Source organism: Microbacterium sp. M3 (genome assembly GCF_033548675.1).
Lineage (GTDB): Bacteria > Actinomycetota > Actinomycetes > Actinomycetales > Microbacteriaceae > Microbacterium > Microbacterium arthrosphaerae.
The window spans coordinates 385,855-398,434 of record NZ_JAWTZT010000003.1 but is presented as its reverse complement, the minus strand read 5'-3'; the positions used below and the strand labels follow the sequence as shown (position 1 = coordinate 398,434).

At 71.3% G+C, this 12,580-nt stretch carries 11 protein-coding genes; 6 read left to right on the top strand and 5 right to left on the bottom strand.

Features of this window, described 5'->3' with window-relative positions; genetic code table 11:
- Nucleotides 1-85: 85 nt before the first annotated feature.
- From R8Z57_RS11560 to R8Z57_RS11545, 4 genes are read right to left on the bottom strand one after another with little or no spacing between them, the layout of a single operon-like run.
- A complete protein-coding gene (locus tag R8Z57_RS11560) occupies nucleotides 86-1,645 on the bottom strand; it encodes a PTS mannitol transporter subunit IICB (protein WP_318353913.1) in 1,560 nt (519 codons plus the stop codon).
- 44 nt (nucleotides 1,646-1,689) lie between these two features.
- Nucleotides 1,690-3,345 carry a phosphoenolpyruvate--protein phosphotransferase gene (gene ptsP / locus R8Z57_RS11555; RefSeq protein ID WP_318353912.1) on the bottom strand — a complete coding sequence of 552 codons (1,656 nt, stop codon included), beginning with the start codon at nucleotides 3,343-3,345 and terminating at the stop codon, nucleotides 1,690-1,692.
- A gap of 1 nt (nucleotide 3,346) precedes the next feature.
- On the bottom strand, nucleotides 3,347-3,625 hold the full coding sequence (locus R8Z57_RS11550) for an HPr family phosphocarrier protein (protein WP_318353911.1): 279 nt from the start codon (nucleotides 3,623-3,625) through the stop codon (nucleotides 3,347-3,349).
- 54 nt (nucleotides 3,626-3,679) lie between these two features.
- On the bottom strand, nucleotides 3,680-4,102 hold the full coding sequence (locus R8Z57_RS11545; protein WP_318353910.1) for a PTS sugar transporter: 423 nt from the start codon (nucleotides 4,100-4,102) through the stop codon (nucleotides 3,680-3,682).
- Between the two features lie 128 nt (nucleotides 4,103-4,230).
- Here R8Z57_RS11545 and R8Z57_RS11540 point away from each other — a divergent pair, with 128 nt between their 5' ends.
- Nucleotides 4,231-6,168, top strand: a complete 1,938-nt coding sequence (locus R8Z57_RS11540) for a BglG family transcription antiterminator (protein WP_318353909.1) — start codon at nucleotides 4,231-4,233, stop codon at nucleotides 6,166-6,168.
- Nucleotides 6,169-6,368: 200 nt separating this feature from the next.
- On the opposite strand, the gene R8Z57_RS11535 is transcribed toward R8Z57_RS11540, so the two are convergent.
- Nucleotides 6,369-6,953, bottom strand: coding sequence for a GNAT family protein (locus R8Z57_RS11535; RefSeq protein ID WP_318353908.1), 585 nt, complete (start codon nucleotides 6,951-6,953; stop codon nucleotides 6,369-6,371).
- Between the two features lie 208 nt (nucleotides 6,954-7,161).
- On the opposite strand from R8Z57_RS11535, the gene R8Z57_RS11530 reads away from it, so the two are divergent.
- The 5 genes from R8Z57_RS11530 (at nucleotide 7,162) to R8Z57_RS11510 (ending at nucleotide 12,501) form a co-directional block, all read left to right on the top strand.
- The gene (locus R8Z57_RS11530) at nucleotides 7,162-8,727 is read left to right on the top strand and encodes an ABC transporter substrate-binding protein (protein ID WP_318353907.1); all 1,566 of its coding nucleotides are present in this window, start codon (nucleotides 7,162-7,164) and stop codon (nucleotides 8,725-8,727) included.
- Nucleotides 8,728-8,826: 99 nt separating this feature from the next.
- The gene (locus R8Z57_RS11525; RefSeq protein ID WP_318353906.1) at nucleotides 8,827-9,786 is read left to right on the top strand and encodes an ABC transporter permease; all 960 of its coding nucleotides are present in this window, start codon (nucleotides 8,827-8,829) and stop codon (nucleotides 9,784-9,786) included.
- Nucleotides 9,783-10,667, top strand: coding sequence for an ABC transporter permease (locus tag R8Z57_RS11520; RefSeq protein ID WP_318353905.1), 885 nt, complete (start codon nucleotides 9,783-9,785; stop codon nucleotides 10,665-10,667). Before R8Z57_RS11525 ends, R8Z57_RS11520 begins: the two co-directional genes overlap by 4 nt.
- Nucleotides 10,664-11,578, top strand: coding sequence for an ABC transporter ATP-binding protein (locus tag R8Z57_RS11515; protein ID WP_318353904.1), 915 nt, complete (start codon nucleotides 10,664-10,666; stop codon nucleotides 11,576-11,578). The genes R8Z57_RS11520 and R8Z57_RS11515 overlap by 4 nt, the downstream gene beginning before the upstream one ends.
- Entirely contained in the window at nucleotides 11,575-12,501 is a 927-nt protein-coding gene (locus R8Z57_RS11510) for an ATP-binding cassette domain-containing protein (RefSeq protein ID WP_318353903.1), read from the top strand. The genes R8Z57_RS11515 and R8Z57_RS11510 overlap by 4 nt, the downstream gene beginning before the upstream one ends.
- The last annotated feature ends 79 nt before the right edge of the window (nucleotides 12,502-12,580 follow it).

Sequence of the window (12,580 nt, the reverse complement as noted above, 5' to 3'; positions counted from 1 at the left end):
TTCCCGGTCCGGCGCTCCCGCCCGGCCGAGCCGAGGGCGGCGGTGCCGGGGGCTTCGCGCACACCCGGCACCGCCGCGGTCTCAGCTACGCACCATCCTGGTGCTGTGCGCGGACGAGGTCCACGACCTCGTCGTATCGCGGCGAGTTCATGAAGTTGTCGACCGAGACGTGGACCGAGTTCGGTGTCTTCTCCCGCGCGCGGTCGGTGAGCTGGTTCTGCGTGATCACCAGGTCGGCCGACGGGTCGAGCGCGGCGATCGCCTTGTTCACGACCGTGACGTCCTCGATGCCGGCCTTCTTGATCTTGTTGCGCAGGACGCTCGCGCCCATGGCCGACGAGCCCATCCCCGCGTCGCACGCGAACACGATGCTCTTGATCTCGCGCTCGGTCATGGTCGCGGGCTCCACCCCGCCACCGGCGGACGTCGCCGCGCCGCCCCGCAGACCGCTGAGCGCGTCGGACGACTTGCCCTTCGCGGCCTCGGTCTGCGTGATCGCCGCGCCGAACGCATCGTCGGTCGCCGCCATGGCCTCGAGATCGCGCTTGCGCGAGGCCCGGAGGATCACCCAGGCGATCAGGAACGTCACCGTGGCCGAGAGGATCACCGACAGGATCACCGCGAGGTAGGCGCCCTGCGCGGTCTGAGCCAGCACGGCGATGATGCTGCCCGGCGCGGCCGGTGCGCGCAGCGCGCCGCCGAGGAGCATGTTCGTCGTGACGCCCGTCATGCCACCGGCGATCAGGGCCAGGATCAGGATCGGCTTCATGAGCGCGTACGGGAAGTACACCTCGTGGATGCCGCCGAAGAACTGGATGACCGCGGCGCCCGGGGCCGACGCACGCGCTGCCCCCAGGCCGAAGAACGTGAACGCCAGCAGCAGGCCGACGCCGGGGCCGGGGTTCGCCTCGAGCAGGAACAGGATCGACGAGCCGTCCTCGGACGCCTGCGCGATGCCGAGGGGCGTCAGCACGCCGTGGTTGATCGCGTTGTTGAGGAAGAACACCTTTGCCGGCTCGATCAGGATGCTCGTGAGGGGCAGCAGGTTGAACTCGACCAGCCACTCGACCGCGCGACCCAGGGCTCCCATCAGGCCGTTGACGAGCCAGGCGATCGGGTAGAACCCGACGATCGCCATGACGAAGCCCCAGATGCCTGCCGAGAACATGTTGACGAGCATCTCGAAGCCCGCCTTGATCTTGCCCTCCCACAGGCTGTCGAGCCACTTCATCGAGTAGGCGGCGAGCGGTGCCAGGATCATCGCGCCGATGAACATGTGCACCTGGTTCAGCTGAGCCGCGCCTTCGGCGAGCCCCTCGTTGAACTTCGCGACGAGCAGATCGGAGCCCGCGATCGCACCCATCGTGGCGATCGACGCCACGACACCGCCCCGGATGCCGTAGACGATGTTGCCGCCGGTGTACGCGATGAGGATCGGCAGCAGATAGTGGATGAACGGGCCGACGATCGTGGCGAGGTCGGCGTTGGGCGTCCAGCCCACGTCGATGAAGAACGCGGTGAAGATGCCCCACGCGATCAGCGCGGGGATGTTCGGCATGATCATGCCGGAGAGGTACGTGCCGAAGCGCTGGACTCCGACCCGCGCCCTGCTGGTGCCCGATGCGGGCACTGACGCCGTTGTCATTTCACTGTCTCCTTGTGTGTGGGTGTCCAGGCCGCCGCGGCGGCCTATCGGGTGGCCGCCGCCTGCGCGGCGGTTCGGGCGGATGCCGCGTCCGACGCGGCGAGGGCGGCCGACGCGATCTCGCGCGCCTGGTCGAGGGTGTGCTGCAGGAGGGTGGCTCTCACGTCGGCGAGCGCCGTGGGCGCCATCGACAGGCTCGTGGCGCCGAGGCCCACGAGCACGACGGCCAGCAGCGGATCCGCTGCGGCCTCACCGCAGATGCCCACCGGCTTGCCGTTCGCGCGGCCGGCGTCGCCGACCTCGCGGATCAGGCGCAGCACCGCCGGGTGCCACGGATCCTGGAACGACGCGACCGAGCCGAGGAGCCGGTCTGCGGCGAGCGTGTACTGCGTGAGGTCGTTGGTGCCGATCGACGCGAAGTCGGCGTCGACCAGGATGCGGTCGGCCAAGAGCGCCGAGGACGGCACCTCGACCATGACACCGGCGGTCTTGATCCCGTAGTCGCGCGTGAGCTCGGTGAAGTACGTCGTCTCCTCGACGGTGGCGACCATCGGCGCCATGACCCACAGGTCGGCATCGGTGGCGGCATCCGCCTCGGCCAGTGCCGTGAGCTGCTCACGCAGGATGTCTTCGCTCGCACGGAGGGCGCGGATGCCGCGGAGCCCGAGCGCGGGGTTCTCCTCGTGCGCGTCGTTGAGGAACGCGAGCGGCTTGTCGGCGCCGGCGTCGAGCACGCGCACCACGACCTTCTTGCCCGGGAACGCCGCCAGCAGCTTCGTGTACGCCTCGCGCTGCTGCTCGACCGTGGGCGCCTGGTTCGAGCTCAGGAACAGGAACTCGGTGCGGAAGAGGCCTACGCCCTCCGCTCCGAGCGCGACGGCGTCGGCCGCCCCGTCGGCATTGCCGAGGTTGGCCAGCAGCGGCACGGCCGTCCCGTCGGCGAGGGCGCCGTCGGTGATCGGGGCCGAGGCGGCGGCCGCCCGGTCGGCGGCACGTCGGTTCGCCCGCTCGAGCTCATCGACGGTCGGCTGCGTCGTGACGACGCCGGCCGCGGCATCCACGATCACGGTCTCGCCGTCGCGCAGGCCCTTCGCGTCGACCGCGCCGACCACGGCCACGATCGACTTCTCCCGCGCGAGGATCGCGGTGTGCGACGTGGGGCCGCCCTCGGTCGTGACGAGCGCGAGCACCTTGTCGAGGTCGAGGAGCGCGGTGTCGGCCGGCGCGAGATCCTTCGCGACGAGGACGAACGGATGCCCGGGGTCGGGCACTCCCGGCGCCGCGACGCCGCGCAGCCGGGCGATGACGCGCTGCGCCACGTCGTCGAGGTCGGCGGCGCGCTCGCCGAGGTAGCCGCCGAGCGCCGTGAGCTGATCGCGGAACGACGCGAACGCGTCGTAGACGGCGAACTCGCCGGTGCGGCCCTGCGCGATGCGGGCGTTCACCTCGTCGGCGAGGCTCGGGTCCTCGGCCATCATGGCCTGCGCCTCGAGCACCTCCTGCGCCGCGCCGCCCGCCTGCGCGCCGCGCGCCTCGAGCTCGCGGGCGACCGCGGCGACGGCCTCGGCCACGCGGGCCTTCTCGTCGTCCCCGCTCAGCGTGCTCGGCGCGTCGGACGGCGCGGGCAGCGGCTCGGCCATGCGTGCGACCGGTCCCTGGGCGACGCCCAGGCCGATGCCGACTCCTCGTAGCTCTGTCATGTCAGGCCTCCGCGTCGTGGTCGGTGGTGAGCAGCTCGGCGAGCGTGTCGAGAGTGGACTCCGCGCCCGCGCCGTCCGCGGTCAGGGTGACGTAGTCGCCCTGCTCGACGCCCAGCGCGATCACGCCGAGGATGCTCGCGGCGTTCACCGGGCTGCCGGCATCCTTCGCGATCGTGATGGGGATGCCGGCATCCTTGGCCGCCTGTGCGAACAGCTTGGCCGGGCGTGCGTGCAGCCCGTGCGCCGATCCGATGCGGACGGTGCGGGAGAGGGGTGGCATGTCGCGGGCTCCTTCGTTGTGGGCGGGGATTCGCTGTTCAGGTCTGCTCACCTGTCACGACTCGCCGCTCTCGGCGGTGCTTCGTGACAGGGGAGCAGAGGTGGGCGGGCTGTCGGGCACGGGTTCCGCGTCCGAGGTGGGTGGGGCGTCCGCGGTCGGAAGCGGCCCCCCGGGGCTTCCGGCCGCGGCGCGGACGAGTGCGAGTGTCCGCGTGCCGTCCCTGTCGGCGAAGATGTCGGACGGCAGCAGCACCACCGTCGTGCCCCGCGCGGCGGCATCCCGTTCGATGCGCTCGAGCGCATGGGCGAGATGCGGTCCCACCAGGACGACATCCACGGCATCGAGATCGATCGGAAGTGACTGCTCGGTGCCGGCGAAGGCGGAATAGTCCAGGCCCTGAGCGTGCGCCGCGTGACGCACGCGCTGTGCGACGAAGGTGCTCGACGCACCCGCTCCGCAGACCACCAGGATCCTCATCGACCCGCCTCCTCATGGCCATTCTTGTGAGAACGCTGAGAGGGGACAACCAGTCCTTCTTCCGCAGGGGCGGAAATGCCGCCGCCGGCGCGGCACCGTCTCGCACGGGCGCATGGTTGACTGGGCGGGTGACCCGAGCCCGGCAAGATCGCGTGCTCGCACTGCTCCTGCGCGACGGCGAATGGGTGACGGCTGGGGCGCTCGCCGACGCGCTCGGCGTGACGCCGCGGAGCATCCGCTCGTACGTCACGGCCGCGAACGCCCGCGTGCACCCGGGCGTCGCCGTCGAATCCGGTCCACAGGGCTACCGCGCCGGAGCGGACGCGTCGGCGGCCCTGCGCACCGGCGGCGACGCCGGCACACCGCGCGACCGTCTGCACACGCTGGTGCGCACGCTGCTCGACGCCCCGGACGGGATCGACGTCTTCGAGACCGCCGACGCGCTCCATGTCTCGCCGGCGACCCTCGACGCGGACCTCGCGCGCGTGCGCGGCCTGCTCGGCGGCACGGAGCTCACGCTGGAGCGATCGGCGTCACGCGCCCGGCTGCGGGGCACCGAGGGCGCGCAGCGGAGACTGCTCAGCACGCTCGCCCACGACGAGATGGACGCCGGGTCGTTCGACCTCGCGGGGCTGCGCCGCACGCTCGGCGAAGGGTCGGTGGGCGCCCAGGCCTTCGGCCCCTTCAAGACCGACCTCGTGGCGCGCCTGGGCGAGCTCGGCTGGTTCGTGAACGAGTTCGGGATCGCCGACGTGGTCATGCACATCGCGATCGCCGCCGACCGCACCGCGCGGGATCGCCCGCTCGACGCGGTGGACGAGGGTGGCCGGCAGGAGCGGCCGACCCAGACCCAGGTGGCCGAGATCATCGCCGAGCTGTCGGAGCGTCACCTCGGCGTGCGGCTGGGCAGCGCCGACCTGCAGCACCTCGCGACGCTGGTCCTCACGCGCGTCGTCGCACCGGACGGGCCGGAGGGCGCGGCATCCGGATCCGCCTCGTCGTCGCTCGATCCCGAGGTGGCGACCGTCGTGCGCGAGGTCGTGACCGCCGCGGCGGAGGAGTTCCTCGTCGACATCGTGCACGACGACTTCGTCGCCCGCCTCGCCCTGCACGTGCAGAACCTGCTGCACCGTGCCCGCGAGCAGGCGTGGTCGCGCAACCCGCTGACCCGGTCGCTGAAGTCGACGTACCCGATGATCTTCGAGGTCGCCGTGTTCATCGCGAGCCGCCTGCAGCAGCGGCTCGGCATCCCCCTGCCCGACGACGAGATCGCCTACATCGCGATGCACGTGGGCGGCCGGCTGGAACGCAGCCGTCGCGCCGACCAGCTGCTCACCGCGACGATCGTGTGCCCCGGCTACTACGACCTGCACGAGCTGCTGCGCTCGAGCGTCGACCGCTCGCTCGGTCAGGCCATCGAGGTGGTGGGCGTCGAGACGCGGGTCGACCCGGACTGGGGCTCCATCGACACCGACCTCCTGCTGACGACCATCGACCCGCCCGCGGCGAGCGACCGCATCGTGCGGATCCAGCCGTTCCTCACCGACGCCGATGTCGAGCGCGTGCAGACCGCCGCCGGCCGCATCCGCCGGTCGCGGCGCCTCGCGCGCCTGCGCGCGGAGCTCGAGCGGTACTTCGAGCCCACCGCGTTCGTGCGCGGCCTCGACGACGCCGCGGGGGAGGAGGCCGTGATCCGCCGCCTGGGGGCGATGCTCCTCGAGCGCGGCGTCATCGACGGCGAGTACGTCGAGCGCACGATCGAGCGCGAGCGCCTCTCGTCCACGGCCTTCACCGACGCGCTCGCGGTGCCGCACGCGCTCGAGATGACGGCATCCCGCACCGCCATCGCCCTCGCGATCGCCGACCCGTCGATCCCCTGGGGCGACAGCCGCGTGCAGGTCGTGGCGCTCGTGGCGTTCTCAGAGACCGACCGCGAGGCGTTCCAGACGGTGTTCGAGCAGTTCGTCGAGGTCTTCAGCGAGCGCGACAGCGTGCAGCGCATCGTCCGCCGGGCCACCGACTTCAACGCCTTCCTCGACGAGCTCGTCGCCGTCATCGACGGCTGAGCCGCGGCATCCGTCTCCGCCTCCCGAGGCTGGACAAGCCTCGAAGCCCGTTCGCAACTCAGGATGGATGAGGATTCGGGCGGCCGTTCCTGCGGCGTTCGGGCGTTGATCCTGAGTTGCGAACCGGGACGGGGCGGAACCGGCGGCGGACGAGAGGCGCGAAACGCGGGAACGAACGGGACGGATGCCGCGGCCCCGGGTCAGCGCCGCGCGAGGCGCTCGGTGAGGCCCAGCCGGACCGCCGGCCACTCCTGCGGGAGGATCGAGAAGACCACCGTGTCGCGGAGCGTGCCGTCGGGGCCGAGGCGGTGGTTGCGCAGCACGCCGTCCTGCTTCGCGCCCAGGCGTGCGATCGCCGCACGGGACTGGCGGTTGTGCCAGTGCGTGCGGAACTCCACGGCGATGGCGTCGCACGCCTCGAACGCGTGCGCGAGCAGCAGCAGCTTCGACGCCGTGTTCACGGCCGTGCGCTGGGCCTCCAGGCCGATCCAGGTGTGGCCGATCTCGACGTGGCGGTTCGGCTGGTCGATGTTGCAGAACGTCGTCTGGCCGACCACCCGGCCGGTGTCGAGCCGGCGCACCGCCCACGGGTTCATGTGGCCCTCGTCGCGCCACGTCAGCCGCCGGGCGATATCGTCCGCGAGGCCGTCAGGCCCCGGCACCGAGGTGTACCAGGCGTGCTCGAGTCCGGCCGCCGCCGCAGCCAGGTCGGCCTCGTGGTCGGGAGAGAGGGGCTCCAATCGCACGAAGGCGTTCTCGAGTGTGACCGGCGCGGTGAGCAGCATGATCCGAGCGTAGAGCCGCGTGCGCACCGCGCGACCTTCCTGGGCAGGGTGCGAAGCCGACGCCGTGCCGGAGCGCCCAAGTGCGCGCCCGTGCGTCGTCATAGTTCGCAATTGTTCGCCTTCGCCGGCCCCGCCCTTTCCGGGCCCGCCTAGGCTCGAACGGTGCGTCCATTCGGTCGCATGCACAGCGAAGAGGATCCCGAACACGATGAAGACGAAGAGGCGACTGCTCGCCCCCCTCGCACTGACACTGGCGGCGACGTTCGGCCTGGCGGCCTGCGCCCAGGGCGGATCCGCGCCCGAGGCCACCAGCGCCGAGGCCACCGGCCAGCTCACCTACGCGATCGCCAGCGACCCCACGTCGCTGAACCCGATCAACGTCGGCGACCGCTGGGGCCTGACCGTCACGAACCTCGTGTACTCGCCCCTCGCCCGTGTCGAAGGCGACGGCACCGTCGTGAACGAGCTCGCCGAGTCGATCGAGCCCGCCGAGGACGGCCTCTCGGTCACGGTCACCCTCAAGGACGGCCTGACCTGGTCGGACGGCGAGCCCCTCACCGCAGACGACGTGGTCTTCACATACACGAACAAGGCGGTCCGCGAGAACGGCAACGCCGACCTGCTCTACGTCGGCGACCAGCCGATCACGGCCGAGGCCACCGACGAGCGCACCGTGGTCTTCCACCTGCCGAGCGTGAGCGCGGCCGCCCTCAGCAACATCGCGACCGAGACGTACATCATCCCCGAGCACGTGTACGGCGACGTCACCGACTTCTCGGTGTCGGAGCTCGACCCGATCGCGGTGGGCTCGGGCCCGTACAAGCTCACCGATTACCAGCGCGGCCAATACCTCACCTTCGAGGCGAACGAGAACTACTACGGCGAGGCGCCGAAGATCCCCGAGCTGACGCTGCGCATCGTCTCCGAGGCCGACACGACGAAGACGGCGCTGCAGACCGGTGAAGTGGATGCCTCGTTCGCGACGCCCGACCAGATCACCGAGCTCGAGGGCGCCGGCCTGAACGTGTACCCGTACGCCGAGGGCCGCGTCGCCTACTTCGGCCTCAACGCCGCGAAGCTCACCGATCCGAAGGTGCGCCAGGCGATCTTCTTCGCGCTGGACCGCGATGAGATCAACACCGCCGCATTCCTCTCCGAGGACTACTACGAGAACGCGTACACGATCCTCCCGCCGGGCAACGCGTTCGCGACCGAGGACGTCGAGAAGTACGAGCAGGACGCGGATGCCTCGGCCGCCCTCCTCGAGGAGGCCGGCGCCGGCGACCTGTCGATCTCGCTCGCGTACGCAGGCGCCGACCCGGCGCAGAAGACGCAGGCGACCCTCATCCAGCAGCAGCTGCAGGACGCGGGCATCACGGTGGAGCTCGCGGGCATCGAGCCCCCGGCCGTGTTCGAAGAGATTCAGAAGGGCGCCGACTCGCAGTACGACGCGTTCCTCGGCGGCTACATCATGGGCCAGGACCCCGACGCCTACAGCCTGCTGTACCGCACGGGTGCGTCGGCGAACTACTTCTCGTACTCGAACCCCGCCACCGACGCGCTGTTCGACGCGGGCGTGGTCGAGCTCGACCCGGCGGCACGCGCCGAGATCTACGCCGACCTGCAGGCGCAGATCGCCGAGGACGCGGTCGTCTTCCCGCTGGCCGACAACCTCAAGATCCTCGCGGTGAACCCGCGCATCGGGGGCGTCGAGGAGGCCAAGCCGGTGCCGATCTACACGCTCGAGAACTTCGGGCTGCTCACCGAGCAGTGAGACGAGACGCCACGGCACCCGCACGGGTGCCGTGACGTCGTCGTGTGAGACGGATGCCTCGGGCCGAGGCATCCGTCCCGTCCGTCCGGAAGGGGAACGATGGCGCGCTACATCCTGCGCCGCCTGCTGCAGGTCGTCCCGATGCTGCTGCTGGTGACGTTCGTGGTGTTCGCGCTGCTGCAGGCAGCGCCCTACGACGTCGTCGACTCCATCACGACGCCGCAGATGTCGGAAGAGACCAAGGCCGCCATGCGCGAGCGGTACGGCCTCGACCAGCCGCTCGTGGTGCAGTACGGCCTGTGGCTCGGGAACGTGCTGCAGGGCGACCTCGGCTACTCGCTCGTGAGCCGGCATCCGATCTCGGAAGAGCTCGCGGTGCGCATCCCGAACACGATCCTGCTGGTCGCGCCCGCGTATCTCACGGCCCTCGTGCTCGCCGTCGTGCTCGGCCTCATCGCGGGCTCGCGCCGCGGCACCGTCGTCGACAAGGCGATCGACGGGCTCGCCGGCATCGGCATCGCGACTCCGTCGTTCTGGTTCGCGCTGCTCGTGATCTACGTCTTCGGGTACCAGCTGCGCTGGTTCCCCATCATCGGCATGCACTCGGTCGGCAAGCAGGGCGACCCCGTCGACTTCCTCCTGCACTTCGTCATGCCGTTCCTCGTGCTCGTGGTCGCCTTCTTCCCCGAGCTCGCCCGCTATGTGCGCTCGGCGACGATCGGCCAGCTGTCGCAGGACTACGTGCTCGTGCAGCGCGGATTCGGCGCCTCCAGGCGGCAGGTGCTCACCCGCCACGTGAGCCGCAACGTGATGCTCCCGATCATCACGCAGCTGGGCCTCGCCCTCCCGATCCTCGTCACCGGCGCGATCGTGACCGAGTCGATCTTCGGCTGGCCCGGCATCGGGCCCTACTTCCTCACCGCGACCCGCAGCCTCGACTACCCGGTGGTGCTGGCGGTGCTGCTCCTGTCTGCGGTGCTGGTGATCGTCGGCAACCTCATCGCCGACATCCTCTACGTGCTGGTGGATCCCCGCATCCGGATCGGAGCGGCCTCGTGACCACGCCGACCGCCTCCACCACTCCGAACGTCGCCGCCGCGATCGACGCCACCACTCTCGTCCACCGCACCCGGTCGTTCCGCTCCGTCTCGGCCGTCTCGGCCGTCGTCTTCCTCGTGGTCGTCGGCGGCGCGGCGCTGCTGGCCCCGCTCCTCCCGCTCGACCCCACGACGACCGACCTCGCGATCCGCTGGCAGCCGCCGAGCGCCGCCCACTGGTTCGGGACCGATGAGCTCGGTCGCGACTACTTCTCGCGGGTCGTCTACGGCGCCCGCATCTCGCTCACCGTCGGCATCCTGGCGATGGCCGCCTCCACCGCCATCGGAGTCCTCGTCGGGCTCGTGGCGGGATTCGCCGGCGGACGCGTCGACGACCTCCTGATGCGCTTCGTCGACTTCCTGTCGTCCATCCCGTGGATGGTGCTCGTCATCGTCGCGAGCGTCTTCCTCAAGCCCGGCCTGTGGACCATCATCTTCGTCATCAGCGTCTTCTCGTGGATGGCCACGGCCCGCCTGGTGCGCGCCGAGACCCTCACGCTCCGCGAGCGGCCGTACGTCCGCTACGCGGGGTACATCGGGGTGGGCCGGCCGCTCGTGCTGTGGCGGCATGTCGTGCCGGACGCCGCCCCGACGATCATCGTGGCCGCCACCGCGAGCATCTCGACCGCGATCCTCACCGAGTCGGCGCTCAGCTTCCTGGGCCTCGGCATCCAGCCGCCGATGGCGTCGTGGGGGAGCCTCCTCGAGACGGCGCAGGGGAGCCTGCAGACCGCGCCGTACCTCGCCCTGATCCCCGGCGTCCTGATCCTCCTCACGGTGCTGTCGTTCAACGTGCTGGGCGACGCGCTGCGGCAGTCGGTCGGCGAGGGAGGGGCGTCATGACCGACGAGTTCGCGACAGATGCCGCGGGGACGGATGCCGCGACCCGCGCGTCGTCCGGTGCGCGCAGCGATCTCGTACACCGCGAGGTGCTCCTCAGCGTCACCGGGCTCGACGTCGAGCTTCCCGCGCGCACCGGCGGACGCGTGCGCGTGCTCGACGACGTGTCGTTTGACGTGCCGCGCGGACGCGTCGTCGGCATCGTGGGGGAGTCGGGCTCCGGCAAGACGATGCTGCTGCGCGCGCTGCTCGGCATTCTCCCCGACGGCGCCACCCCGACGTGGCGGCGCGTGCTGCTCGACGGCCACGACATCACCGCGGAGCTGCCCCGCCGGCGGCTGCCTGCGGCGATGGTCTTCCAGGATCCGATGACCTCGTTCGACCCGCTCGTGCGGATCGGCGCCCACCTCACCGAGGTCGTGCAGCGGTTCCAGCGCGTCGGTCGCCGGCGGGCGGCCGAGCTCGCGCGCGAGGCGCTGGTGGCGGTGCGCATCCCCGACCCCGATCGAGTGCTCACCCGCTACCCGCACGAGCTGTCGGGAGGCATGCGCCAGCGCGCCATGATCGCGATGGCCCTGCTCGCGAACCCCGAGCTGCTGCTCGCCGACGAGCCCACCACCGCCCTCGACGCGACCATCCAGGCCCAGATCCTCGCGCTGCTGCGGTCGCTGCAGTCCGAGCGGGCGCTGACCGTGGTGATCGTCACGCACGACCTCGCCGTCGTCGCGGCGGTGTGCGACGACGTCCTCGTGATGAAGGACGGCCGTATCGTCGAGTCGGGCGAGGTGGATCGCGTGTTCCGCGAGCCGCGCCATCCGTACACCCGCGAGCTGCTGGCCGCCGCGCCCGCTGAGCCGGCCGAGCCCGAGGGGCCGGTCGACCATGCCGCCGGTCCGAAGGAGGCGGACGCATGAGCGCTCCCACGCCCGAAGCAGGCCGCGACCTGATCGAGGTGCGCGGGCTCGTGAAGACCTTCCCGGTGCGCAACGCCTGGGGCCGCACGCAGGGCACGGTGCGCGCCGTCGATGGCGTCGACCTGACCATCCGGCGGGGCGAGACGCTCGCGCTCGTGGGCGAGTCGGGAAGCGGCAAGTCCACGCTCGGACGCTGCCTCCTTCAGATGGACGAGCCGACGAGCGGCGCCGTGACCTACGGGGGCGTCGAGCTCACGTCTCTGCCGCGTGCGAAGCGGGCGCCCTTCCACCGCTCGATGCAGGTCATCTTCCAGGACCCGTTCTCGTCGCTGAATCCGCACCGCAGCGCGCTGCAGAACGTGATGGAGCCGCTCACCGCGCTCGAGCCCGGCGCCGACGCACGGGCCCGCGCGCTCGAGGCGCTCGCGGCCGTCGGCATCGACGGCGACGCCGTCCACCGGCGCCCCCGCGCCTTCTCGGGTGGCCAGCGTCAGCGCATCGTGATCGCCCGCGCGATCGCGGTGCGGCCGGGATTCGTCGTGTGCGACGAACCGCTGTCGGCCCTCGACATGTCGATCCAGGCGCAGGTCACCGATCTGCTGCTGCGCCTGCAGCGAGAGCTCGACCTCACCTATCTGTTCATCTCGCACGACCTCTCGGTCGTGCGAGAGATCGCGACCCGGACGGCCGTGATGAACCGCGGCCGCATCGTCGAGCTCGGCCCGACCGCCGAGGTCTTCGCGTCGCCGCAGCACGCCTACACGCGTCACCTGCTCGATGCCGCGCTCTCGACCGATCCGGCCACCGCGCGCCGCCGGCTCGCGCGCATCTCGAGCCGGCCCGACTTCGAGGCCGCTGAGTCGGACTCGGCCGGGGAGGCCGCGCTCGTCGAGGTCTCGCCGGGTCACCTCGTGCTCCGCTGACCCGCTCGCACCCGGGGCGGGAGCCCGCGTCCAGGGGCGGGAGCCCGCGGACGGGGTGGGAGTCTCCGGCGGCGCCAGG

Coding starts and splice junctions, on each gene's coding strand:
- R8Z57_RS11560 (WP_318353913.1), bottom strand. CDS start 1,645: ATGACAACGGCGTCAGTGCCCGCATCGGGCACCAGCAGGGCGCGGGTC.
- ptsP (WP_318353912.1), bottom strand. CDS start 3,345: ATGACAGAGCTACGAGGAGTCGGCATCGGCCTGGGCGTCGCCCAGGGA.
- R8Z57_RS11550 (WP_318353911.1), bottom strand. CDS start 3,625: ATGCCACCCCTCTCCCGCACCGTCCGCATCGGATCGGCGCACGGGCTG.
- R8Z57_RS11545 (WP_318353910.1), bottom strand. CDS start 4,102: ATGAGGATCCTGGTGGTCTGCGGAGCGGGTGCGTCGAGCACCTTCGTC.
- R8Z57_RS11535 (WP_318353908.1), bottom strand. CDS start 6,953: ATGCTGCTCACCGCGCCGGTCACACTCGAGAACGCCTTCGTGCGATTG.
- R8Z57_RS11530 (WP_318353907.1), top strand. CDS start 7,162: ATGAAGACGAAGAGGCGACTGCTCGCCCCCCTCGCACTGACACTGGCG.
- R8Z57_RS11525 (WP_318353906.1), top strand. CDS start 8,827: ATGGCGCGCTACATCCTGCGCCGCCTGCTGCAGGTCGTCCCGATGCTG.
- R8Z57_RS11515 (WP_318353904.1), top strand. CDS start 10,664: ATGACCGACGAGTTCGCGACAGATGCCGCGGGGACGGATGCCGCGACC.
- R8Z57_RS11510 (WP_318353903.1), top strand. CDS start 11,575: ATGAGCGCTCCCACGCCCGAAGCAGGCCGCGACCTGATCGAGGTGCGC.